The organism is Pseudomonas sp. TH37 (assembly GCF_016650735.1).
In the GTDB taxonomy this organism is placed as follows: domain Bacteria; phylum Pseudomonadota; class Gammaproteobacteria; order Pseudomonadales; family Pseudomonadaceae; genus Aquipseudomonas; species Aquipseudomonas farris.
In genome coordinates this window covers 860,721-884,014 of the sequence record NZ_JAEKFD010000002.1, presented here as the reverse complement: position 1 = coordinate 884,014, position 23,294 = coordinate 860,721, and the positions used below count along the sequence as shown (strand labels likewise).

Annotated in this window: 20 protein-coding genes; 3 read left to right on the top strand and 17 right to left on the bottom strand. The window is 61.8% G+C overall.

Annotated elements, in window-relative coordinates; all coding sequences use genetic code 11:
* Positions 1–83: 83 nt before the first annotated feature.
* Positions 84–308: a YgdI/YgdR family lipoprotein gene (locus tag JFU11_RS09005; protein WP_123722797.1), complete on the top strand. Its 225-nt coding sequence runs from the start codon at positions 84–86 to the stop codon at positions 306–308.
* Between the two features lie 181 nt (positions 309–489).
* On the opposite strand, the gene JFU11_RS09000 is transcribed toward JFU11_RS09005, so the two are convergent.
* The 13 genes from JFU11_RS09000 to JFU11_RS08940 all read right to left on the bottom strand — a co-directional run bounded on the left by JFU11_RS09000 (position 490) and on the right by JFU11_RS08940 (position 16,701).
* A complete protein-coding gene (locus tag JFU11_RS09000; RefSeq protein WP_123722798.1) occupies positions 490–1,569 on the bottom strand; it encodes a tartrate dehydrogenase in 1,080 nt (359 codons plus the stop codon).
* Between the two features lie 35 nt (positions 1,570–1,604).
* Complete coding sequence (locus tag JFU11_RS08995) at positions 1,605–3,062, bottom strand: NAD-dependent succinate-semialdehyde dehydrogenase (RefSeq protein WP_201060417.1); 1,458 nt, start codon at positions 3,060–3,062, stop codon at positions 1,605–1,607.
* Positions 3,063–3,252: 190 nt separating this feature from the next.
* The gene (gene argE / locus JFU11_RS08990; RefSeq protein WP_123722800.1) at positions 3,253–4,410 is read right to left on the bottom strand and encodes an acetylornithine deacetylase; all 1,158 of its coding nucleotides are present in this window, start codon (positions 4,408–4,410) and stop codon (positions 3,253–3,255) included.
* Complete coding sequence (locus JFU11_RS08985; RefSeq protein WP_123722801.1) at positions 4,407–5,576, bottom strand: FAD-binding oxidoreductase; 1,170 nt, start codon at positions 5,574–5,576, stop codon at positions 4,407–4,409. Before JFU11_RS08985 ends, argE begins: the two co-directional genes overlap by 4 nt.
* Positions 5,573–6,964: an FAD-dependent oxidoreductase gene (locus tag JFU11_RS08980; protein ID WP_201060416.1), complete on the bottom strand. Its 1,392-nt coding sequence runs from the start codon at positions 6,962–6,964 to the stop codon at positions 5,573–5,575. Before JFU11_RS08980 ends, JFU11_RS08985 begins: the two co-directional genes overlap by 4 nt.
* Positions 6,946–7,254, bottom strand: coding sequence for a (2Fe-2S)-binding protein (locus JFU11_RS08975; RefSeq protein WP_201060415.1), 309 nt, complete (start codon positions 7,252–7,254; stop codon positions 6,946–6,948). Before JFU11_RS08975 ends, JFU11_RS08980 begins: the two co-directional genes overlap by 19 nt.
* Entirely contained in the window at positions 7,251–9,092 is a 1,842-nt protein-coding gene (locus tag JFU11_RS08970) for an ABC transporter ATP-binding protein (RefSeq protein ID WP_201060414.1), read from the bottom strand. The genes JFU11_RS08975 and JFU11_RS08970 overlap by 4 nt, the downstream gene beginning before the upstream one ends.
* Before the next feature lies 1 nt (position 9,093).
* Positions 9,094–9,969: an ABC transporter permease gene (locus tag JFU11_RS08965; protein WP_123722805.1), complete on the bottom strand. Its 876-nt coding sequence runs from the start codon at positions 9,967–9,969 to the stop codon at positions 9,094–9,096.
* On the bottom strand, positions 9,966–10,922 hold the full coding sequence (locus JFU11_RS08960; RefSeq protein WP_123359465.1) for an ABC transporter permease: 957 nt from the start codon (positions 10,920–10,922) through the stop codon (positions 9,966–9,968). The genes JFU11_RS08965 and JFU11_RS08960 overlap by 4 nt, the downstream gene beginning before the upstream one ends.
* Before the next feature lie 47 nt (positions 10,923–10,969).
* The gene (locus JFU11_RS08955; protein WP_201060413.1) at positions 10,970–12,607 is read right to left on the bottom strand and encodes an ABC transporter substrate-binding protein; all 1,638 of its coding nucleotides are present in this window, start codon (positions 12,605–12,607) and stop codon (positions 10,970–10,972) included.
* A 94-nt stretch (positions 12,608–12,701) separates the two neighbouring features.
* Entirely contained in the window at positions 12,702–13,976 is a 1,275-nt protein-coding gene (locus tag JFU11_RS08950) for an FAD-binding oxidoreductase (protein WP_201060412.1), read from the bottom strand.
* Positions 13,977–14,021: 45 nt separating this feature from the next.
* Positions 14,022–14,690, bottom strand: coding sequence for a haloacid dehalogenase type II (locus JFU11_RS08945; RefSeq protein WP_123359468.1), 669 nt, complete (start codon positions 14,688–14,690; stop codon positions 14,022–14,024).
* A 538-nt stretch (positions 14,691–15,228) separates the two neighbouring features.
* Positions 15,229–16,701, bottom strand: coding sequence for an aldehyde dehydrogenase family protein (locus JFU11_RS08940; protein WP_201060411.1), 1,473 nt, complete (start codon positions 16,699–16,701; stop codon positions 15,229–15,231).
* A gap of 240 nt (positions 16,702–16,941) precedes the next feature.
* Between JFU11_RS08940 and JFU11_RS08935 the strand changes: the two genes are divergently transcribed.
* On the top strand, positions 16,942–17,799 hold the full coding sequence (locus tag JFU11_RS08935) for a GNAT family N-acetyltransferase (protein ID WP_123722808.1): 858 nt from the start codon (positions 16,942–16,944) through the stop codon (positions 17,797–17,799).
* A 69-nt stretch (positions 17,800–17,868) separates the two neighbouring features.
* Positions 17,869–18,582, top strand: coding sequence for a cupin domain-containing protein (locus tag JFU11_RS08930; protein WP_201060410.1), 714 nt, complete (start codon positions 17,869–17,871; stop codon positions 18,580–18,582).
* Positions 18,583–18,787: 205 nt separating this feature from the next.
* Here the strand turns inward: JFU11_RS08930 and JFU11_RS08925 are convergent, their stop codons facing one another.
* The 4 genes from JFU11_RS08925 to JFU11_RS08910 all read right to left on the bottom strand — a co-directional run bounded on the left by JFU11_RS08925 (position 18,788) and on the right by JFU11_RS08910 (position 23,263).
* The gene (locus JFU11_RS08925) at positions 18,788–20,131 is read right to left on the bottom strand and encodes an OprD family porin (RefSeq protein ID WP_201060409.1); all 1,344 of its coding nucleotides are present in this window, start codon (positions 20,129–20,131) and stop codon (positions 18,788–18,790) included.
* 114 nt (positions 20,132–20,245) lie between these two features.
* Positions 20,246–21,451, bottom strand: a complete 1,206-nt coding sequence (locus JFU11_RS08920) for a heparan-alpha-glucosaminide N-acetyltransferase domain-containing protein (protein ID WP_123722811.1) — start codon at positions 21,449–21,451, stop codon at positions 20,246–20,248.
* A gap of 39 nt (positions 21,452–21,490) precedes the next feature.
* A complete protein-coding gene (locus JFU11_RS08915; protein WP_201060408.1) occupies positions 21,491–22,264 on the bottom strand; it encodes a DUF4198 domain-containing protein in 774 nt (257 codons plus the stop codon).
* A 510-nt stretch (positions 22,265–22,774) separates the two neighbouring features.
* Positions 22,775–23,263 carry an Lrp/AsnC family transcriptional regulator gene (locus JFU11_RS08910; protein ID WP_008055821.1) on the bottom strand — a complete coding sequence of 163 codons (489 nt, stop codon included), beginning with the start codon at positions 23,261–23,263 and terminating at the stop codon, positions 22,775–22,777.
* Between the last annotated feature and the right edge of the window lie 31 nt (positions 23,264–23,294).

Genomic DNA, 23,294 nt, shown 5'->3' with positions numbered 1-23,294 from the left:
GCACAAACCGCGGTAGAGGCACAGCGACGATTGACCTCAAGCGGGGCTGTCGCGCTGTTTTCATTCAGTGATGAGAGGTGTGTATGAATATCAAGACTCTGGGTTTGCCCCTGGCAGTAGCGGCCTTTTTGGCCCTGGCCGGCTGCTCGACGCCAACGGTCGTGACCCTGCAGAACGGCACCCAGTATTTGACCAAGGACATGCCGAACACCAAAACCAAGGACGGCTTCTTCGAATTCGAAGACATTTCCGGGGCGACAGTGAAAGTCCGGGCCGATGAAGTGGCCACGGTTCGCAAGGAAGACTGATCCCCTGCGTTCGGCTGTAGCAGCTGTCGAGCCTGCGAGGCTGCGTTCGGCGACGAAGTCGTCGCAAGTCCTGCCCCCCGGTTTAGCTGAAACACCGCAGTGTCTGATTTCACGACTGCTGCGCAGCCGAACGCAGCCTCGCAGGCTCGACAGCTGCTACACAAGGAGTGCGCCGCGGGTTTTAAAGCGCTTCTGCAATCGCCTTTCCGACCTCCTGGGTCGAGCCCTTCCCGCCCAGATCCGGCGTGATCGGCCCCTCGGCAATCACCCGTTCGATCGCCTGCAGAATCCCGTCGTGCGCGGCGCGATAACGCTCATCACCGTTCCCCAGAAAATCCAGCATCAATGCACCGGACCAGATCATGGCGATTGGGTTGGCGATGTTGCGCCCGTAGATGTCCGGGGCCGAACCATGCACCGGTTCGAACAGCGACGGAAAACGCCGCTCGGGATCAAGGTTGGCCGATGGCGCAATGCCGATGGTGCCGGCGCAAGCCGGACCGAGGTCGGACAGGATGTCACCGAACAGGTTCGACGCCACCACCACATCGAACCGGTCCGGTTGCAGCACAAAACGCGCGCAGAGGATGTCGATGTGTTGCTTGTCCCAGGTGATGTCCGGGTACTGCGCGGCCATCAACGCCGTGCGCTCGTCCCAGTACGGCATGCTGATGGAAATCCCGTTGGACTTGGTCGCCGCCGTCAGGCGTTTGCGCGGTCGGGTCTGGGCCAGGTCGAAGGCGAACTTTAGAATCCGGTCCACGCCACGCCGGGTGAACACCGACTCTTGCAGCACGAATTCATGCTCGGTGCCTTCGAACATCTTGCCGCCGACCGAGGAATACTCGCCCTCGGTGTTCTCGCGGATCACCACGAAATCGATGTCGCCCGGTTTGCGCCCTGCCAGCGGGCACGGTACGCCGGGAAACAAACGCACCGGGCGAATGTTCACGTACTGGTCGAAGTCGCGGCGAAACTTCAACAGCGAACCCCACAGGGAAATGTGATCCGGCACCTTGTCCGGCCAGCCCACGGCGCCGAAGTAGATGGCGTCGAAACCCTTGAGCTGCTCGAACCAGTCATCGGGCATCATCTGCCCGTGTTCCAGGTAGTAATCGCAGTGAGCCCAGTCGAGCACTTCGATGCTCAAGTCGAGCTGCCACTTCTTCGCGGCCTGCTCCAGTACTCGCAATCCTTCCGGCAACACTTCCTTGCCGATGCCATCGCCGGCAATCGCGGCGATTCTGAATGGTTTACTCATTAATCATGCCTCGCAAAATGGCTGTGCAATCGTTATCACAGCCCGCCGATGTGGAAGGCTTTGACTTCAAGGTATTCGTCCAGGCCGTACTTGCTGCCTTCACGGCCAAGGCCCGACTGCTTGATGCCGCCGAACGGCGCGACTTCCATGGAAATGATCCCGGTGTTGAGACCGACCATGCCGAACTCCAGCGCCTCGCCGAAACGCCATGAACGACGCAAGTCCTGAGTGAAATAGTAGGCGCCCAGGCCATAAGGTGTGGCATTGGCCAATGCGAGCGCTTCGGCCTCAAGGGTAAAACGCATCAACGGCGCCACCGGGCCGAAGGTTTCTTCGTTGGCCAGAAGCATGCCGGCGTGGGTGTCGCCGAGGACGGTTGGCTGAACGAACTGGTTGTCGCCTTCGGGAATACCGCCGCAGAGCAAACGCGCACCCTGGCTCAGGGCATCGTCGATGTGCCGGGCGACCTTGCTCACCGCTGCCGGGTTGATCAGCGGGCCGATGGTGACGTCGGCGTCCAGGCCATTGCCGACTTTGAGCTTGCCCACCTCTTCCACCAATCGCTGAGCGAAGCGTTCGTAGATGCCGTCCTGCACCAGAATGCGGTTGGCGCAGACGCAGGTCTGGCCGGCGTTGCGGAACTTGCTGAGCATGATGCCGGCGACTGCCTGTTCCAGATCGGCGTCGTCGAACACAATGAACGGTGCGTTACCGCCCAGTTCCAGGCTCAAGCGCTTGATGTGTTCGGCGCTCTGGCGCATCAGCAGGCGACCGACCGCGGTGGAGCCGGTGAAGGAGATTTTGCGCACCGTCGGGTTGCCGGTCAGCTCTTCGCCGATGCCGGCGGGCATCCCGGTCAACACGTTGAACACCCCAGGCGGAATGCCGACACGCTCGGCGAGTACCGCCAGGGCCAGGGCCGACAGCGGGGTCAGGTCCGAAGGTTTGACGATGATCGGGCATCCGGCAGCCAGGGCCGGCGCGCACTTGCGAGTGATCATCGCGTTGGGGAAATTCCACGGGGTGATGGCGGCGCACACGCCCACCGGTTGCTTGAGCGTCAGCAGGCGGCGGTCGCCACTGGGGGCCGGCATGGTTTCGCCGTAGACCCGGCGGGCCTCTTCGGCGAACCACTTGACGAACCCGGCGCCGTAGCGGATTTCGCCCTTGGCCTCGTTCAGCGGTTTGCCCTGCTCGCAGGTCATGATCAAGGCGAGGTCGTCGAGGTTGTCGATCATCGCCTGATACCAGCGCTCCAGCAGCGCCGCACGTTCCGCCGCCGGGCGTGCGCGCCATGCAGGCCAGGCGCGTTCGGCAGCTTCGATGGCACGCCGGGTTTCCGCGCCTTGCATGGCCGGGACCCGGGCAAGCAATTGGCCGGTGGCCGGGTCGATGACGTCCAGGGTTGCGGCGTTATCGGCGCCGATCCACTGCCCGTCGAGGTAAGCGAGTTCTGTCAGTAGGCTGGGGTCTTTCAAACGATTCTTGAGCATGGTCGAGTCCTGATCCGAGACATTTCCAGTCTAGGGAGATGCCACGGATGAGGATGCTGAAAGCGTCTGATGGGCAGTGTTGGATGCTGAAATTTGCGGTGGGACGGCAGGCTCTACCGGGGAGAAATTTGGTCTTTCAGGGTAAACACAAAACCCTGTGGGAGCGGGCTTGCCCGCTCCCACAAGGAAATCACAGTTTCAAGGAACCGAGCAGGCCATCCAAAAACCGCTCCCCAGCCTCCATCTGGCTGATCTCGATAAACTCATCCGGCTTGTGCGCCTGTTCGATCGAGCCAGGGCCGCAGACCACCACTGGCACATCCAGACGCTGTTTGAACAACCCGCCCTCGGTGCCGAACGAGACTTTGGCGGTGCCGGTGTCCGGGGCGGCGAAGTTTTTCAGGAAGCGCACCGCTTCGACGCTCGGGTGGGTATCGAGGCCGGGATAGACGTTGACCGTTTCAATGTCGATCGCTGCGACACTGGACAGTTTTTTGGCCTCGCGCACGATCACTTCGGCACGCTCGCGCATCTGTTCCAGGAACTGGTCCAGATTGTCCGCCGGCAAGTTACGCACCTCGAAATCCAGGGTGCACAGGTTCGGCACGATGTTCAGCGCCTTGCCGCCGACAATCTGCCCGACATGCACGGTGCTATAAGGCACGTCGTAGTCGGCATCCTGCGCGCCCTGCGCTTGCAGTTGCTGCTGGCTTTGGCGCAGTGCCGCGATGAAATCGCAGGCCACGTGAATCGCGTTGACCGAACGCGGTGCCAGGGAGGAATGGGCCTCCAGCCCACGGCAGTAAGTGCGGTAAGAACCCTTGCCCTTGTGCCCCAGCACGAACTGCATATTGGTCGGCTCACCGATCAGGCACAAAAACGGCCGCACCGGCGCCAGATGCAGCACGTCGAGCAAGCGTCGCACCCCCACGCAACCGGTCTCTTCGTCATGGGACAAGGCGATTTGCAACGGTCGGTTCAAGGAGTGGTCGGCGGCGTCGAGCATGGCGTCGATCGCCAAAGCAATAAAACCCTTCATGTCGCAACTGCCACGGCCGTAAATCCGCCCGTCCTGCACCGTCGCCTGAAACGCCGGAAAGGTCCAGGCCTGCCCCGCAGCCGGCACTACATCGGTGTGCCCGGACAGCAAAATCCCCGGCAATTCCTTGGGGCCGGTGCTGGCGAACAGGTTGGCCTTTTTGCCTGTTTCGTCCTTGACGATCAGCGACTCGATGCCCTTGCTCAGCAACAGGTCGCGCACGTACTCGATCAGGGCCATGTTCGACTCCGACGAAACGGTGTCGAAGGCCATCAGGCGTTTGAGAATATCCAGTACACGGGGTTTCATGAGGCCCTGCTCCTTTGCTCAGTTGTCCGTTGCTCGGCTGAAGGGGCGAACCGGCGGATAGAGAACGGCTCAATCGAGGTGCTAGTGCTGCCGGTGCTGATCAATTCAGCCATCACATCGCCGACGCCAGGGCCGAGCTGGAAGCCGTGACCGCAGAAGCCGAACGCGTAGTACAAGCCGTCAACGTTGCCGCTCGGTCCCATCACCGGCAGGGAATCAGGCATGTAGCCTTCGATGCCGCTCCACACGCGGATGATGTTCAGGTTGCCGACACCCGGCAACAGGCGACGCATCTGATCCATCTGATTGAGAATACTGCGCGGCTCGACATAGGCGCGGCGGTTGAGCATGTCCGGTTTGCTCCGGTAACCGCCGCCGATGATGATGTTGCCGCGCGGAATCTGCCGGAAGTAGATCACTTCTTCGGGAATTTTGGTGTACACGCCGATCACCGTCGGCAAGGCGTAAGGCACCGGTTCGGTCACGGCCATTTGCGGGCCGTGGGTGTCCAGCGGCACCGGTTCGCCGAACTGCGCCGAGAGTTTCTGGCCCCAGGCACCAGCCGTGATCAGCAAGCGCTCGGCGATGAATTGACGGCCATCGGTGGTGGTCACCGTGAACTCGCCGCCGACCTTCTGCACGTCGGCGACTTCGGTCTGTTCCTCGATCCGCGCACCGAGGCGTCGTGCCGCCCGGGCGAAGGCCGGCGCGGCCAGACGCGGGTTGGCGTGGCCATCATGAGGCGCATAGGAACCGCCCTTCACATCCGGCCCGAGGAATGGGAAGCGCTCGTGCAGCTCGGCGCCGCGATAGATCTTCAAGTCCAGCTGAGCCGCTTCGGGCGCCGCCGCGTAGGCCTCAAGCTCAGGGATTTCGTCTTCGCGGTAACACACACGCATGTGCCCGCTGGCGATGAATTCGAGGTCGTCGTCGATCAATTCCGGCAGGCGTTTCCACAACGCCCAGGACCGATTGGCCAATTCCAGTTGCCCGAGGAATCGCCCCTGGCGACGGACGTTGCCGAAGTTCACGCCGCTGGCGTACTGACCGATCTGGTCGCGTTCCAGCAAAATCACCGACTGCCCGCGCTGGCGCAGGAAAAACGCCGCCGCCGAGCCCATCAGGCCGCCGCCGACAATCACCACATCGGCTTTGTGTAGGGTCATGGCGACACCTCCTCGGTGAGCATCGAAAGGGGTTTTACCGGCGCCTGGCCGCGTTGCCGGCCGACCTGTTGCACGCTGACGCCCGCAGCGGCGGCAATCACTTCGGCCCCGGCCTGGGAGCAATAACGGCCCTGACAACGGCCCATGCCGACCCGACTGAAGGCCTTGGCCCGATTGACTTCACAGGCGCCCTTCTCATTCACAGTACGGCGCAACTCGCCGGCGCTGATCATCTCGCAGCGGCAGACGATGGCTGAATCCGGTAACGCTTTGGCTTGCGCCGCAGGCCAGGGAAACGCTTGGGCCAGGCCGAGGCGAAACTCATCCATGACCGCCAGCGCGTGCCGTTGTTCGTCGCGCAATCCGATGTTCACCGGTTGCTGCAAATCTTCCAGCAACGCCATCGCCACCAGTCGCCCGGCGTGCTCGGCGGCATCGGCACCGCGAATCTTCGAACCGTCCCCGGCGGCATACACACCGCTGACCGAGGTCCGGCCCGCTTCATCGACGGCCAGCCACCATTGGCTGGAGGCCTCGTCGAAGCGCATGCGGCAACCGGCCAGGTCGGCCAATTGGGTTTCCGGGCGCAGGTGATAACCCAAGGCCACAGCATCGCAATCGATCGTCAGGGCTTCGCCTTTCGCTGTGCTGATCCGCACACCACTGACCCCACTGGCGGCGTCACCCAGTACTTGCAGGGGGGTGATCCCCAAATGCACCGGTATCTTCGCCCGATAGAGCTGCGCCAGCAGTTTCATCCCGGTGAACAGCAACCCCGGCCGCGCCAACAACTTGGGCAAGGCGCCGATGCGCTTGATCAGCGGCGAAGTGTCGAGCACCGCCGCAACCATGGCCCCGGCTTTGATGTATTGACTGGCAACCAGATACAGCAACGGCCCGCTACCCATGAACACCACGCGATGGCCGATGGAAACCGCCTGGGACTTCAGTGCGATCTGCGCTCCGCCGAGGCTGTAGGTGCCCGCCAACTGCCAGCCTTCAATCGGCATTAAACGGTCGGTGGCGCCGGTACAGAGGATCAGTTCGTCGTAATCCACCGTCGAGTGCTTGCCCTGGCTGACGCAGCACAATTGCCCCGGCGTCAGGTTCCACACCAGCGTGTCGGGGCGGTAGTCGATCTGCCTGCGCAAACGGTCGAAGCTCTGATGCAAATCCTTGGCCTTGGCGGCTTCGGTGCCATACAGGGTGACGTAATCCCGGGTAAACCCTTCAGGCTGGCGACGGTAGATCTGCCCGCCATCCCGGCGATTCTCGTCGATCAGGATCGGTTTGAGGCCAGCCGCCAACAGTGTTTCAGCACAGCGAATGCCGGCCGGCCCGGCGCCGACGATAACGACCCGATGAGTGCTCAGCCGTGCAGTGGCCATATCGCCTCCGGTTGTGTGGTGACGATGTCCAGCCCTTCGCGGACTTCATTGGAACAGGCGCGCAGACGTTCGCCGCTGCGGGTCCAGATCCAGCAATCCTGGCACGCGCCCATCAGGCAGAAACCGGCGCGACGGCCCGAATCGAATTCCGATTGGCGCAGCGCGTTGCCCTGGGTCAGCAATGCGACCATCAGGGTGTCGCCCTGCAATGCCTCGATGGGCGCGCCGTCCACCATTAGTTTGACGGTCGGTCGGCCCTGCTCGGCCAGCCTCACAAAACGCCCGTTCATGCGTAGGCTCCCACGGTTATGTTTTCCAAATCCTGTTGAGTCTTGAGCAACTCGGCACTGTCGTGATGGCAAAGGATTTCACTGCCGCCATCAATGATCCGGCGGTTCGGCGCGGTGTGATTGCACAGGCCGTCGACCCGCACCGGGCAACGACTGAGGAAGGTGCACAGCTCTGGCACATTGGCCTTGGCGCCGATCGGCGGCAGCGTGCCGCAAGTGGTGCCGCAGTTTTCCAGCCAGCCCTGTCGCAGCTCCGGCACCGAATGGATCAACAAGTCGGTGTAAGGATGGAACGGTGCCTGCGCGAAAGACTGCCGAGTGCCGGCCTGAACCTTGTGGCCGCTGTACATCACCACGATGTCGTCGCACAGCGCCCGCACCGTGGAGATGTCATGGCTGATGAACAGATACGACACGCCCAGTTGCTGGCGCAGATCGCGCAGCAGTTCAAGAATCGCCGCGCCGACCACGGTGTCTAGCGCCGAGGTGACCTCGTCGCAGAGGATCAGATCCGGTTTCGCCGCCAGGGCCCGCGCCAGGTTGACCCGCTGCTTTTGCCCGCCAGACAGTTCATTCGGGCGTCGTTCCGCCATGGCTCGCGGCAGGCGCACCAGGTCCAGCAGTTCGCCGATACGCTCGCGCAGTGCGGCGCCCTTGAGGCCGAAGTACATCTTCAGCGGACGACTCAGAATGGTGCCAACACTGTGCATCGGGTTGAGCGCGGTGTCGGCGTTCTGGAACACCATTTGAATCCGTCGGAACTGCTCGTCAGTGCGCTCGGACAAACTGCCGCCCAATGGCTGGCCATCGAAGGTCAGGCCGCCCAACGCCGGTGTCAGCAACCCGGCCACCACCCGCGCCAAGGTCGACTTGCCGGAACCCGACTCCCCGATCACGCCGATGGCCTGGCCCCGGCGTACGGTCAGGTCGATGTCTTCCAGCACGCGGATTGCCGGCATGCCTTGCATATTCTTGTTGCCGTAACCGGCGGTCAGCCCCTGGATGGTCAGCAGCGGCGTTTCTTCGGCGATGCCGCAAGGCGGGCGAATTGTCGTGTCCGGACGGGCCGCCAGCAGCAGGCTGCGGGTGTATTCGTGGGCCGGGGCTTTGAGCAACGGCGCGGTGGCGCTCTGCTCGAAGATTTGCCCGCCGTTGAGCACCACAATCTGATCAGCCATTTGCGCTACGACCGCCAAGTCGTGGGACACATAGACAGCCGTCGCGCCACGCTCGCGGACCACGCGTTTGAAGGCGCGCAGCACATCGATCTGGGTGGTCACGTCGAGGGCAGTGGTCGGTTCGTCGAGCACCACCAGCAATGGATCACTGATCAGCGCCATGGCCGCCATCACTCGTTGCAACTGCCCGCCGGATACCTGATGCGGATAACGCTGGCCGATGTGATCAGGGTCCGGCAGGGCCAGGTCGCGGAACAGTTCGATGGCTTTGACTTCAAGCGCGACCCGACTGCCCAAACCATGAATCAAGGCGCCCTCCACCACTTGGTCGATGAGCCTTTTCGCCGGGTTGAACGCGGCGGCGGCACTCTGGGCGATGTACGACACCCGGTTGCCACGCAGGCCTTGCAGCTCGCTTTCGCTCAACGCCAGCATGTCGTGTTCGCCTACCTGCACCACCCCGCCCGCCAACCGGCAACCGCGCCGGGCATAGCCGAGCAACGCCAGGGCGATGGTGGTCTTGCCGGAGCCAGACTCACCGATCAGTGCGAGCACTTCACCTTTTGCCAGGGAGAAGCTCACGCCCTTGACGATTTCCACCTCGCCGCGCTCACCACAAGCGACCACGCGCAGGTCTTCGACTCGAATCAAATCACTCATTTCAATGACCTCCCGCACGTCGACTACGCCGTGACGACAGTCGGTCGATGAACAGATTCACGCCGATGGTCAGAGTGCCGATGGCCAGCGCCGGAATCACGATGGCTGGCGCGCCCTGATTGAGACCGCCGATGTTTTCCCGTACCAGCGAGCCAAGGTCTGCATCCGGTGGTTGCACACCCAGGCCGAGGAAGCTCATGCCACTGAGCAGCAGCACGATGAAACCGAAGCGCAACCCCAGATCCGTCAACACCGGGTTAAGCATGTTCGGCAGGATTTCCACACACGCGATGTACAGCCGACGCTCGCCACGGGTGCGGGCCACTTGCACGTATTCCAACGCTTCGATATTCACCGCCATGCTGCGGGCGATGCGGAATGCACCGGGGGTGAAACTCAGCACCGCGGTGCAGATCAGCAACAGCACCGAGGAGCCGAAAGCCGAGACCATGATCAGCGCCAGCATCTTGCTCGGAATGGAAATAAAGGCATCCATCAAACGACTGATCACCTCGTCCAGCCACTTCGGCGAGACCACCGACAGCAACGCACATCCGGTGCCCAGCGTGCTGGCCAGCACGGCCGAAACCAGCGCCAGGCCAACGGTGAACCGCGCACCGACGAGAATTCGGCTGAGCATGTCGCGGCCCAGGTAATCGGTGCCCAACGGGTAAGCCGCGCTGAGACTGTCGAAGACGTTGTCGGAGATCACTTCGCCCACCGGGTGCGGCGCCAGCCACGGACCGAAGATGGCCACCAGCAACCAGATCACACACATCGCAGCGCCGACCAGACCGAGCCACGACGGCCCATTGGAGACCTTGCCCAGCGCCAGTTCGGGGCCGGCAGGCGCCGATTTCGCAATGAGATCGTTCATTGGTTTCTCAGCCTCGGATTGGAAAGAATCGCGCACAGGTCGGCAATCAGCACCAACCCCAGGTACGCCGTACAAAACAGCATGGTGCAGGCCTGAACCAGCGCCATGTCGCGGTTGGTCACCGCATCGACCATCAGGCTCGCGATGCCGGGGTAGTTGAAGATGGTCTCGACGATCACCACCCCGCCCAGCAGGTAGGACAGGCTCAGGGCGATGGCATTGGCAATCGGCCCGATGGCGTTGGGCAAGGCATGACGCAGGACGATTCGCATCGGGCTCACGCCTTTGAGCCGGGCCATTTCCACATAGGCACTGTCGAGTTGATCGATCACCGCCGCCCGGGTCATGCGCGCCATTTGCGCGACAATCACGCAGCACAGCGTCATCACCGGCAAGGCGTAGGTGCGCAGAAATTGCAGCGGTGAGGTGATGTCGCTGGCATAGGACAACGCCGACAGCCAGCCCAGGTTCACCGCAAAGATCAGCACCGCCAGGGTCGCCACCAGAAACTCCGGCACCGCGACCAGGGCCAGGGTGACAAAGCTGAGGAAGCTGTCGATGCGCCCGCCCCGGCCCATGGCCGAACCGATGCCGAGGATCAGCGCCACCGGCACCGACACCAGCGCCGTGACGGCCGCCAGCATCAACGTGTTGGGCACCCGCCCGGCCATCAAGTCGCTGACCGGCATGGCGTTGGACACCGACTGCCCCATGTCACCGCTGAGCAGGTTCATCAACCAATGCAGGTAACGCACCACACCGGGTTGATCCAACCCCAGTTTCAGGCGCAAGGCCGCCACCTGTTCCGGCGTGGCGAATTGCCCGAGAGCCTGTTGCGCCGCGTCCCCCGGCAGTACCGCCGTGATGGCGAAAACCACCATGGACACGATCAACAAGGTCACGACCGCCGCGCCCAGGCGCCGGCCGATCAACCATAGTGTGTTGCTATTCATCGCCCTACCCTCATGCAATATCCCCGCTTACACGCGTGTGCGGCCGATCAAGCATCCAGCCAGATCTGCTCGGCAAACATGTAGCCCATGAAACCGCCCAACGGGTTGCTGCCGTAGCCTTTGATGCGCTGGTCGACGCCATCGATGTTGCTGATGAACACCGGCACGCCGATGCCGCTGTGGTCGTGCACCAGGGCCTGCATGTCGGCGTACATCTTGCTGCGCTTGGCGTCGTCGGTTTCTCCGCGGGCGAGCATCAGCAATTGGTCGAACTGATCGTTCTTCCAGCCCGACTCGTTCCAGGGCGCGCTCGACTGGAAGAACTGCGAGAACATCACGTCGGCGTTCGGCCGTGGGTTGATGTTGCCGAAGCTCAGCGGGTGCTTCATCCAGTGGTTGGACCAGTAGCCATCGCTGGGCAGGCGGTTGACGTCGAGTTTGAGCCCGGCCTGTTTCGCCGATTGCTGTAGCAGCACGGCGATGTCCACCGAACCGGTCGCGGCCGGTGAGCACATCAGCGGCATGCTGATACTTTCCATGCCGGCCTTCTTCAGCAGGAATTTGGCTTTTTCCGGGTCGTAGACCCGCTGCGGCAGGTCGGCGTTGTAATAGCGCGAACCGGGGGAAATCGGATGGTCGTTACCGACCACGGCAAAGCCACGGAACACCGCGGATTTGACCTGTTCACGGTCCAGCAGGTACTTCATGGCCTGAGTGAATTCCGCACTTTTACCCGGCATCTGGTCCTGACGGATGATCAGGTCCGTGTAGTTGCCCGACGGTGCATCGACGACGCGGTGGGTGGTGCTGGCCTTGATCCGCGTGGTCGAGCGCGGGTTGACCTCGTTGATGATGTGCACGTCGCCCGACAGCAACGCATTGATCCGTGACGGTTCGTCGCCAATCGCGATGAACTCGATCTCGTCCAGGTACGGCAGGCCCGGTTTCCAGTAGCCGGTGTTGCGCGCGGCAATCGAGCGCACGCCCGGTTTGAATTCCTTGACCTTGAACGGCCCGGTGCCGATGCCCTGATTGAAGTCGGTGGTGCCTTCGGGAACGATCATCAGGTGCGACACGGCGAGGATCGACGGCAGTTCGGCGTTCGGCGCACTCAGGCGGATCTGCACTTCGTGGGTGCCGGTGGCCTTGATCTCCTCGAACTGCGCCATCAGCGGCATGACCTTGGAACCGGTCAGCGGATCCTTGTGGCGCGACAGCGAGTACACCACGTCGGCGGCGCTCAGGGTTTTGCCGTTGTGGAAGGTCACGTCCTTGCGCAGGGTGATGATCCACAGCGTCGCGTCGGTGTTGTCGATGCGCTCGGCCAGCTCCAGTTGCGGCACCAGGTGGCTGTCGAAACGGGTCAGGCCGTTGTAGAACATGAAGTGGCGCACGTAGTCGGTGGACAGCGCGCCCTTGGCCGGGTCCAGGGTATCGGCGGTGGAGCTGGACATGCCGGCGACGCGAATCCGCCCGCCCGGTTTGCCTTTGCCCGGGGTCGCCGCTTCTTCGGCGAACAATTTGCCGGCGGCGCCGAACAGGCTACCGGCACCCGCTGCGGCGACACCTGCCACACCCAGCATCTGCAAGGCGTTGCGGCGCGACATGCCGCGATTGAGGCCTTCGAATACCCGCAGGCTTTCCTGGCCGGAAATCAGTGTCGAGTCGATTTTGTTGTCAGTCATATCAGTTGTACCTGTCGAAAAAATGAGGCTCGAGTGCCCACGGATATCCGGGGCGTCCTGGAAACGCAAACGACGGTGACGCCACAACATCAACTCAATGCAAATAGTCCTGGAAACGGTAATAAGCGCCCACGAACGGCAGGAACCACGGCTTGCCGAAATGCCCGGGAATCGCCGGCCAGTCGAGTTCGCGCCAAGGGTTGGCCTCGACCTTGCCGGCCATCACCTCGGCCATGACCTGGCCCATGTGCACCGACATCTGTACGCCATGGCCGCTGTAGCCCATGGAGTGATAAACGCCGCCGTGCTGACCGGCGCGAGGCAAACGGTCGGAGGTCATGTCCACCAGTCCGCCCCAGCAGCAATCGATCTTGACGTTGGCCAACTGCGGGAACATCTGCACCATCGCCGCTTGCAGCACCTTGCCGCTCTTGGCGTCGGACACGCTGTCGGACATCGCAAACCGCGCACGCCCGCCGAACAGCAAGCGGTTGTCCGGGGTCAGGCGAAAGTAGTTACCGATCATGCGGCTGGTGACATAGGCGCGCCGACCGGGCAGCAGCTGATCGATCAGGACCTGTGGCAACACCTCAGTGGCGATCACGAAACTGCCGACCGGCACAATCCGCCGCCGATACCAGCCCAAGCCGCCGTGCTGGCAGGCGCCGGTCGCCAGCAATACTTGCCCGGCGTGCAGCGAACCCTTGCTGGTATTGACCCGATAGCCGCCGGCCTGGGCTTTCCAGTCCGTCACTGACGTGCCTTGATGGATCAGCGCACCGTGACGTGCCGCGGCCTCGGCCAGCCCGACGCCGAAACGCCCGACGTGCATCTGCACGCCGTTGCGTTGCAGCAAGCCGCCGTGGAACTGAGCGGAATTCACTTCAGCGCGGGTCTGTTCGGCGGTCAGCAACTCGACCTCGGCATCGACTTCCTGGCGAATCAATTCGCAGGTACGCGCCAGGCCTTCGTAGTGCATCGGTTTGGCCGCCAGCTTGAGCTTGCCGTTGCGCTTGAGGTCGCAGGCGATCTGCTCCTGCTCCACCAGCGACACCACGCTCTGCACCGCGCTTTCATAGGCCTGGTAATAAGCGCGGGCCTTGTCGGCACCGAGGCTGGCGCTCAGCCCGGCGTAGTCCTGGGCAACGCCGGTATTGCACTGGCCGCCGTTGCGCCCGGAGGCTTCGCCGATCACCCTTCCGGCTTCCAGCACCACCACACTGGCGCCCTTCAGCGCCAATGCCCGCGCCGCCGCCAGGCCGGTGAAACCACCACCGACGACGGCCACGTCAACTTGCCCGGGCAATGCACCGAGCTGAGCACCGGTAAACGCCGGTGCGGTGTCGAGCCAGTAGGATTCACTGCCCATGTCTAACCCGCCTATGCCAAATGAAGAATGCCGTTACCGTTCGACTCAGAGACCGACCAGCGCCGCCAGCCCACCGATGTCGGTGATCTGCTGGTAGCCGTAGAACGCATTGCCCGGAACCTCGTGACCGCGGGCGACAAAGGCCTTGTTCTTGATCTTCATGTCGTGGGCCGGCATCAGGTCGTAACGGAAACTCGAAGACACATGCAAGATGTCTTCCGGGCCGCAGTTGAGGTTGTCGAGCATGAACTCGAATGCGGCCAGACGCGGCTTGTAGGCCTGGGCCTGTTCGGCGGTGAAAACCTTGTGAAACGGCGCGCCGAGTTTGTCGACGTTGGACATGATCTGGCTGTCGCTGGCGTTGGAGAAAATCACCAGAGGAATCTTGTCGGCGATTTTCGACAGGCCGGCCGGTACGTCCGGGTGCGGACCCCAGGTCGGCACGGCGTCGTAATACAGCTGACCTTCGTCACGGTATTCGATGCCCCAACGCTTACAGACTCGCGCCAGTGAGGTCTTGAGGATTTCGTCATATGGCATCCAGTCACCCATCACTTGATCCAGACGATAGGCGGAGAAATCCTTGACGAACTGATCCATCTGCTCGGGTACCACGCGATCGGCGAACAGTTCGCGAGTCATCGTGCCCATGTGGAAATTGGTCAGCGTACCGTAGCAGTCGAACGTAATGAATTTGGGGCGAAGAAAGCTCATTGAGTGCGGTCCTGAAGTTCGTTGAGGTCATGGCGCGACAGGCATTCGCTGCGTTTCGAGAGCGGCGATGCAACGCTGCAGCACACCGTCATTACAACACCGTGAAACCAGCAGATGGCGTTAAAAGCGACCTCTGCTTGATACAAACCACCGTTTTAGCCACCCCCCTCAGCAGACTTTGCGGCTCGCTCCAGCCTTGGGCAAACCCCGTATTTGTGCGCTTTTATGGACCTTGATGGCCGCGCGAGGCTCAAAAACGCCCGCATTCACGGCAGAACCTGCGCCGGGAGGAACGAAAACGGGCGCTTCGGTGAGGAAGCGCCCGTTTGGGTGCGATTTGAAACCTGTCGACGATCAACGGTCAGCGGATCCCTGTGGCGAGGGAGCTTGCTCCCGTTCGGCTGCGAAGCAGTCGCAAAACCGGCTGACGCGTTTTACCTGAAGGATTGCGGTGAATGGTTTTGGGGCCGCTGCGCGGCCCAACGGGAGCAAGCTCCCTCGCCACAGGCCGCCTCACCACAGGGTTATGTGTCAGGCGTTATTGCACGATATCGATCAGCACGCTCTTGAAGCGCAAGTTGGCTTCGAACGCTTCGCGCCCCAGGTCCTTGCCGATGCCGGAGCGTTTGTAGCCGCCGGTCGGCAGGATGTAGTCGTTGCTGCGTCCGTAACGGTTGACCCACACCGTGCCCGCCTCCAGACGCCGGACCAGCCGCAACGCACGATTGATGTCAGCGGTGTGCACCCCCGCCGCCAGGCCGTAGGTGGCGTGTGCGGCCAGGCTCAATGCCTGCTCTTCATCATCGAACGTCTGCACCGTCAGCACCGGGCCGAAGATCTCTTCGCAAATTGCCGGGTTGTGGTTGTCCAGACCCGCCAGCAAGGTCGGTTGGTAATAAGCCCCGCCCAGCCCTTCGAACAAGCCACCGCCAGTCAACACCTCGGCCCCGGCCTGGCGCGAGCGCTGGACGATGCCGTCGATGCGGCTGGCCTGCAGCCGGGAAATGATCGGCGACAGCGTGCTCTCGGAAGACCAGGTCGGCCCTGGCCGCAGCTCTTCGAAATACGCCTGCAAGTGCGCAATGAACGGCTCCATGATCGAGCGCTCAATCAACAGCCGCGAACCGGACACGCACACCTGCCCGGCGTTACCGGTAATGGCCAGTGCCACGGTGCGCGCGGTTTTCGCGATGTCCGGCACGTCGGCGAACACCAGCTGCGGGCTCTTGCCGCCCAGCTCCAGCGTCACCGGTTTCGGCCCCACCAGCGCGCAGGTGGACATGATGCTCGACCCGGTCGCCGTGGACCCGGTGAAGGTCACCTTGCCCACCCGAGGATGACGGCACAAGGCATCGCCGGTGACGCGGCCATCACCCTGCACCACGTTGAAAATCCCTGCTGGAATACCCGCCTGCACCGCCAGCTCGGCGAAGCGCAGGCTGGAGAACGGCGTCAGCTCCGACGGCTTGAGCACCACGGCATTACCGGCGGCCAGTGCTGGAGCGACTTTCCAGGAGGCCATGCTCAACGGGAAATTCCACGGCGCAATGGCCGCGATCACACCGTACGGTTCGGCGATCTGCATGCCCAATCGATCAGTCTGGGTAGCCGCGACATGGCCGCCGTGCTTGTCCGCCAGTTCGGCAAAAAAACGAATGCCTTCCGCCACGTAAGGAATATCCCAAGCGATCACATCTTTATGCGGGCGGGTCGAACCCACCGCTTCCAGCGGCGCCAGGATGGCGGCATCGGCTTCGATCAGATCGGCCCAGCGGCGCATGACACGCGCCCGTTCCCGGGGGGGACGACTGGCCCAGTCGCTGTGATTAAAAGCCTGCCAGGCATCATTGACCGCCTCATCCACCAGGTCGGCATCGGCGATCGGCAACTGGGCATAGGCCTGGCCGTCCGAAGGGCGAACCACCTCCAGTCCCGGTCGGGCATCGCGGTATTGACCGGCAATAAAGTGAGCGCTGCGCACAGCGATAAGGCGAGGATCGAAGCTATCCATGGAGCACTCCAAAAAGGGACGGTGAGGCGTGAACTCAGGCTTCCATCGTAGAAAAAAAGCCCAAGCATTTGCTGCCGACCTTATGGGGCAATTAAGTAGTAAGTGTGGTCTGCAGGCCTGCGACGTGAGGAATCTGCCGAATCTTCCAGGCCCCCTTGTCAGGCCTTCACGCAGATGGGATACAGGCACCCTAGCGCCGGAAAACCGGTTGATCGCGCACACTGAAAACGGAGACTCGCCATGTCCGCCTCGCAACCTTCCACTTATGTCTATCGGCCGATGACCGCCGCCGATATTCCTTCGGCCCATGCCTTGTCCGTGCAGTTGAAGTGGCCCCACCGCCAGGAAGACTGGGCGATGTTGCAGCGGGTCAGCGAAGGTTTCGTGGTGCTCGATGGCGAACGATTAATCGGCAGCGCATTCACTTGCCCGCAAGGCAAGTTCGCCACCATCGGCCTGGTGATCGTCAGTGACGACTATCAGGGCAAGGGGATTGGTCGTCGATTGATGGAATACGCGCTGGAGGCTTGCCACTCATGCACGCCGATGCTCAATGCCACCCTCGCTGGCGCACCGCTTTACGCCAGCCAGGGTTTTGTCGAATTCGGCCGGGTTCAGCAGCATCAAGGCCAGGCGCAAGCACCCGCGCTGGAAGCACTGGCGGACGGTGAAGAATGTCGTCCACTGCGCGCGGCTGATCAGGCTCGTCAATTGGAACTGGCCAACGCCGGCAGCGGGCTGGACCGCCAAGCGGTGCTTACGGATCTGTTCGGAGTGGTCGAGCATTCGGTGGGCATCGAGCGCGACGGTCAATTGCGTGCCTTCGCCCTGCTGCGCCCTTTCGGTCGTGGTCGTTGCCTCGGCCCGGTCATCGCTGAAACCCCCGAGCAGGCCAAACACCTGATCGCCATGTTGTTGGCCCAGGTGCCGGACGCCTTCGTGCGGATCGACATTCCGGCGGACAGTGGCTTGGGCGAATGGCTGGAGCTGGCCGGCCTCAAACAGGTCGACACGGTGGCACAAATGGCTCTCGGCACACCGCCGCAAGCGGTCAACGGCGTCCGCCAATTTGCCCTCGTCACCCAAGCCATTGGTTGACCCCGGCGCGCGATGAAGCAAGCGCCATCCAACACCTTCTATCCCCCATTTGCAGGGAGCGTCACCCGTATGTCTCAACCTACCGTTCTGCTGTTGGCTCGCGCCGACGGCAGCCGTATCTCTACGCCTTTCAAAGCAGCCCCCTTGAGCTCCATCGATCCGTTCATGGACGGTCGTCAGGTCGTCTACACCGGGCCCGACGGCGTATCGGCGGGCATCGTTCATACAGGCGAAACCCTCGATATCGATGACTTTCCGCACACCGAAGTGATCGTGGTCCACGCTGGGCATGTCGTGCTGCAATCCCGGGAACAGACGCTGGAACTGGGGGTCGGTGCCAGCGCCGTGATCGGTCGCGGTACGGCACTGCGAGTTCAGCCGCAACCCGGCACTTGCTGGGCCTTCTGCACCGTCAGCAGCCCCACTGCCGAAGCGACGCCGGGGCTGACAGCCCTCGACCCGTTGGCGATGCTGTCCCCTTCGACGGCCCCGGAACCGCAAATACTGACCGGGCCTACGCCGCAGTGCCGCTCCCGCAATGCCTTCGAAGATGACGCCACTGATCTGCGCGTCGGTGTCTGGGATTCGACGCCGTACACCCGCCATGGCCGGGCGCACAAACTCAACGAGCTGATGCACCTGCTCGAAGGCAGCGTGACCTTGCAGGCACCGGATGGAACCAGCGTAACCGTCAACCCCGGCGACACCGTGTTCGTACCGCAAGGCGCACCGTGCGCCTGGAGCAGTGCGAAGTATGTGCGCAAGGTTTATGCGGTTAAATAGCTCAAATCTTTTTGAAACAGCGCAACTGTCGCCGATCGCGCTAACCCTGTAGCAGCTGCCGAGCCTGCGAGGCTGCGTTCGGCGGCGAAGCCGTCGCAAACCCTACATGCACAGTGTGCCTGACGGACCGCAGTGCTTATTTCTACGACTGCTTCGCAGCCGAACGCAGCCTCGCAGGCTCGACAGCTGCTACAAGGTGTGCGCCTCAGAACTTCCCACCCAACGGGTATTCAATCGCCAGACGAATCTGATTGGCATCCAGCTCGGCCTGCGCCGAATTCCCCCGATGGACCGCATGCCGCAGGGTGAATCCGAGGTTTTTCGCCGGTCCCGACTGCACTACGTACTTGGCTTGCAGATCACGCTCCCAATGTTTGCCGCCCTGCCCGTAGCCCAACCATTTGTAACCGCCGTTCGGGTCCATGTGAGTGCCATCGATGCCGCTGCCGCGCACATACAGTGCGCCGAAGGTCAGTCCGGGTATGCCGTAGCCGGCCATGTTCAGATCGTAGCGGGCTTGCCAGGACGCTTCTTCGGGTGCGTTAAAGTCGGACAGCGCCACCGCGTTGCTCAGGTAGATCGCACCGCGGGTCACGTAGTCATAGGGCGTGTCGCCGTCGACCTTTTGATAACCCAGGCCGAAGCTGTGGGAGCCGACCTTGTAGGTGGAGAGAAAACTCCAGGTGGTGTTGTCGATACGGCCGGACAAGGCTTTGCCGGTGTCCTGGGTTCGATACAGATTGAGGTCGAAGATCAGCTCCTGGCCTTCGGCCAACGGCTGCGTGTAGACCGCGCCCAAATAGTGCTGACGCCAGGTATCGTCGTACACCGCGCTGAACAGGCTGGCGTTGAGCCCTTTGATCGAGGTGTTGCGCGCACCGATCAAGTCGAAGCTGTTGCCTTGTTTGCCGTTGGAGTAATTGACCACGAAGCCTTGGTCATGGCTGGTGGCGTTACGGTCGGTACTCTCGTTGAAGTGCCCGCCATACAGCGTGGTGCCAGGCAGTTCGCGGCTGGTCAACAGCCAACCGGTGGCGGTCTCGGGTAACAAGCGACTGTCGGAAGAGCCGAACACCGGGGTTTTCACTCGCTGCTCGCCGTAACGTAATTCGGTGGAGGAGAAACGCAGCTTGGCCACAGCGCCGCCTCGGCTGAACTCGTCTTTGGGGTGACCTTCGTTGTCGACGCCCAGCAGTCGGGCCTTGCCGGCACGCCCGCCTCCGCTGTCCAGTTGCCAGCCGGAATACAGGTGTGCGTCCAGCCCAAAGCCTACGGTGCCGGTGGTGAAACCCGAGGCCACATCGGCCATCAGACCATAAGCCCATTCCTCCGCCAGATCACTGCGCTGGGCCCTGGGTTTATAGGCATTGCGCGCGCCGTTGCTGAGCGAGCCGTGTTCATAATCGCGACGGTCATAGACGCTGCGATTGAGCAGGTTCCATTGGCCGTCCTCTAAAAAACCTTTGGCATTGTCTTGTTCCGATGCCTGAGCGAGCAGGCTTTGCCCCCCCAAGGCCAAAAGCAGGGCGTGCGTGGTCAACGTCTTCACAGTTTGACTCCTGGAAAATCAGTCGTGCATAGCGGGTCTGTAAGGTGTCCCGCCGAATGGGGGACACCGAGGGGCAACTCTGGGAATCAGCGTCTGTAAATCAACGCCTGTAAATCAGAGGTATTTGAGAATCGCGATGTCGCGACGGCGCTGTTTGAGGTTGGCGAACCAGCGCGTCGGGAAGAACAGCAACACCCCGAGGATCACGCTCCACAGCCAGACCATGGGCAGGTTATCGAAACCATAATAGGTGCCCTGATTGGCGCCCCAGATCGCAACGGACACCAGGTACATGGCCTTGAGCACGTACAGGTGCAGCAAATAGAAGAACATCGGCGCACCGCCGTAGATCGCCAGAGTCGCGGTGGACCAGCGATCCTGGGCCTTCTCGAACAACGCCAAAAGGATCAGCCCCAGGCCGAGGGTCGGCATCAGGAACATCAGCGATGGCGGGTATTTTTTCGCGCTCATGAAGCTCATGAACGTGCGCAGGGAATCACCGGTCTGCACCCAAGGCTTCTCGCCGTAGACGTTCAGGTAACGAATGAACACGAACGCCACCAGCAGGCCGACACCGACTTTCAGCAAACGGGAAATCCGCTCGGCCGCTTCCATGTCCTTACCGAACCATGGCCCGATGGCCCAGCCCAGCAGAATCACCCCGATCCACGGCAACACCGGATATGTGGTGCGAGCCCGGGTGAACTCGGTGATGTCGATGAACACCCGCTGATGCAGGATCGACCACGGCACGTAGAACGGCGAATCCGGCCCCACGGTCACGCCGTCGAGCAGGTTGTGCCCGGCGACAATCGCTACCCCGAGCACGATCAACCAACCGCGCTTGAAGTGCAGCAACCCGGCAAGCACGATCATGCAGATGCCGATGCACCAGATCACTTGCAGCCACAACGTCTTGGGCGGGAACTCGGCGTTCCAGGCAAAGCACACGAACGTGAGTTCCAGAAGCACCAGGAACAACCCGCGCTTGAGCAGGAATACCGATGTCTCATTGGCCGTGTGTTTCTGGCTGTAGAGCCAGGCCGACAAACCGGTGAGAAAGATGAACACCGGGGCGCAGATGGTGCTCAGCAGTCGGGTGAAGAACAGGTCCGGGGTCACGCTCAAGGCGTCGATCGGGTCGGTCACCTGGCGGTGCAGCAAAAAGGTTTCCCGCACATGGTCGACGAGCATGCAGAGCATGACGAAGCCGCGCAGGGCATCGATGGCGAGCATCCGGGTGTTGGTTTTTGCAGCGCTGGAGGCAAGCGCAGGGGAAACACTTCCCGCCTGCGCTGCCACGCTTGTGGATAGGGTCATATCAGTCACTCATGTCGTGGTCAGTGGACTACCGCTGGCTCAGCCCTGTTTCTTCAGCCTGGCAACTTCCGATGCCGGCAACTGCGACGGCGCCCGCGGCAAGGGTACCTGACCTTCCTTTCGATAGAACGACAGCGTCGAACTGAAGCTCTTCACGTCAAAGGGTTCGGCCTGGCCCTGAGGGTCGATGCGCTCGCCGGCGGTGTGGTCCTTGTATTCGACGGCCACCACATAGATGCCCTGCCAAGGCAGCTCGAAACTGACCTTGCCGGTCGCATCGGTGCGCCGGGTAAACACTTCGCCGGAACCGGTTTCCAGCACCACGTCTTGATCGGCCAAGGGCTTGTGCGCATAGAACACCTGAAACTGCGCCTTGCCGGCATCGGCGACACCGGTGGGCACGATATCCAGCGTCAGTTCCGGCGTTCGGGCGCGCAAGTCACCAACCCAACGGGTGGCGGGCGTCCAGTAAGCCTTTTGCGTTTTATCGCCGTCGTGAAGGTCGAAGATCGGGTAATGCGTGTCCTCGGCCAGCAGCGAGTCATCCGCCTTGGTTTGATGCGCCACAGCAAATGCCTGGCGCCGCAAGGTCAGGCTCAACGGTTGAGACTTGTTGTTGATCGACCACCCCTTGAGTTGCCGGAACCGGTCCATCCCGCCCGGTGTGACTTCCAGCATGTTCTTGTCATATTCCCCGTAGTACAACGCCAGGGGTTGCCCCGGTGGCTGCTCGTACCAGATTTGATGCGCTTCGCTGCTGCTCGCCAGCATGAAGACGCCGTAACCCAACAGTGCTTTTTTTGCGTGGCTCATTCGCATTTTTTTTGCGCTCCGATTGGTGTCGTTCAACGGATCGTCGCAGCCCTGCAACGATCTGCCCCTCTCTCTGAACGCATTACAACGCAGGCTATTTTGTGCTTCGCTCCGAATTCATCGCTCATAACGCAAATGAAGACTGTTTTTGTGGCGTAAACAGCTATTTATGCGGCCTGCGCCAGCATGAAGCGTGTTGAGAGGTTTGGCGGGGCCGATGTCCAATCGGGGTGCATTCCCAGAGCAGCCCATCGCGCGTAATGCCGCGGCGTGTAGCAGCTGCCGAGCCTGCGAGGCTGCGTTCGACTGCGAAGCAGTCGTGAATCCTGAATGCACGGTGTGCCTGACGGACCGCGGTGCCTGATTTTACGACTGCTGCGCAGCCGAACGCAGCCTCGCAGGCTCGGCAGCTGCTACAGGGGGTGCGCCGCAGATCGGCAACAGCCCGTCGCGCGCCTTTTTTACAGGCGCGGCAGGTTGCAAGGGAATGGTGTATATGCGGAGGGAGTTTCAGTGACGCAGTAATTTGCGCAGCGGCACGCCGTCCTTGAGCACGGGTGATTTGATGACGATGTAGCTGAAGTACTTGGAGATGCCGATGTTCTTGTCCAGCAGGCTTTCGATCACTTCCTGATAATGCTGGATGCTACGGGTCATGAAACGCACCAGGTAATCGTAGCCGCCACTGATCAGGTGGCATTCGAGCACTTCATCGACCAGACGGATATTGGATTCGAACTTGGCGAAGTCTTCGCGCTTGTGGTCGCTCAAGGTGATTTCGGTGAACACCGTGACCGAGTCGGTGATCTTGGCCAGGTTCAGGTGAGCCTTGTAGCTGGAGATATACCCGGCCGACTCAAGCCGTTTGACCCGTTGCAGGCAGGGGCTGGCCGACAGGCCCACGGCATCGGCCAGGCTGACGTTGGTCATGCGCCCATCCTTTTGCAGTTCAACCAAGATGCTGATGTCGATCCGGTCCAGTTTTACTAAACCTTCCATTGCGTACCTCTTGACTGCCGTTTGTAAGACA

Excerpts from the sequence above, each read along its gene's own strand:
- JFU11_RS09005 (WP_123722797.1), top strand. The coding sequence starts at position 84 with ATGAATATCAAGACTCTGGGTTTGCCCCTGGCAGTAGCGGCCTTTTTG.
- JFU11_RS08935 (WP_123722808.1), top strand. The coding sequence starts at position 16,942 with ATGTCCGCCTCGCAACCTTCCACTTATGTCTATCGGCCGATGACCGCC.
- JFU11_RS08965 (WP_123722805.1), bottom strand. The coding sequence starts at position 9,969 with ATGAACGATCTCATTGCGAAATCGGCGCCTGCCGGCCCCGAACTGGCG.
- JFU11_RS08910 (WP_008055821.1), bottom strand. The coding sequence starts at position 23,263 with ATGGAAGGTTTAGTAAAACTGGACCGGATCGACATCAGCATCTTGGTT.
- JFU11_RS08920 (WP_123722811.1), bottom strand. The coding sequence starts at position 21,451 with ATGACCCTATCCACAAGCGTGGCAGCGCAGGCGGGAAGTGTTTCCCCT.
- JFU11_RS08930 (WP_201060410.1), top strand. The coding sequence starts at position 17,869 with ATGTCTCAACCTACCGTTCTGCTGTTGGCTCGCGCCGACGGCAGCCGT.
- JFU11_RS08980 (WP_201060416.1), bottom strand. The coding sequence starts at position 6,964 with ATGGCCACTGCACGGCTGAGCACTCATCGGGTCGTTATCGTCGGCGCC.
- JFU11_RS09000 (WP_123722798.1), bottom strand. The coding sequence starts at position 1,569 with ATGAGTAAACCATTCAGAATCGCCGCGATTGCCGGCGATGGCATCGGC.
- JFU11_RS08940 (WP_201060411.1), bottom strand. The coding sequence starts at position 16,701 with ATGGATAGCTTCGATCCTCGCCTTATCGCTGTGCGCAGCGCTCACTTT.
- JFU11_RS08945 (WP_123359468.1), bottom strand. The coding sequence starts at position 14,690 with ATGAGCTTTCTTCGCCCCAAATTCATTACGTTCGACTGCTACGGTACG.
- JFU11_RS08950 (WP_201060412.1), bottom strand. The coding sequence starts at position 13,976 with ATGGGCAGTGAATCCTACTGGCTCGACACCGCACCGGCGTTTACCGGT.
- JFU11_RS08985 (WP_123722801.1), bottom strand. The coding sequence starts at position 5,576 with ATGACCCTACACAAAGCCGATGTGGTGATTGTCGGCGGCGGCCTGATG.
- JFU11_RS08970 (WP_201060414.1), bottom strand. The coding sequence starts at position 9,092 with ATGAGTGATTTGATTCGAGTCGAAGACCTGCGCGTGGTCGCTTGTGGT.
- JFU11_RS08955 (WP_201060413.1), bottom strand. The coding sequence starts at position 12,607 with ATGACTGACAACAAAATCGACTCGACACTGATTTCCGGCCAGGAAAGC.
- JFU11_RS08995 (WP_201060417.1), bottom strand. The coding sequence starts at position 3,062 with ATGCTCAAGAATCGTTTGAAAGACCCCAGCCTACTGACAGAACTCGCT.
- argE (WP_123722800.1), bottom strand. The coding sequence starts at position 4,410 with ATGAAACCCCGTGTACTGGATATTCTCAAACGCCTGATGGCCTTCGAC.
- JFU11_RS08975 (WP_201060415.1), bottom strand. The coding sequence starts at position 7,254 with ATGAACGGGCGTTTTGTGAGGCTGGCCGAGCAGGGCCGACCGACCGTC.
- JFU11_RS08915 (WP_201060408.1), bottom strand. The coding sequence starts at position 22,264 with ATGAGCCACGCAAAAAAAGCACTGTTGGGTTACGGCGTCTTCATGCTG.
- JFU11_RS08960 (WP_123359465.1), bottom strand. The coding sequence starts at position 10,922 with ATGAATAGCAACACACTATGGTTGATCGGCCGGCGCCTGGGCGCGGCG.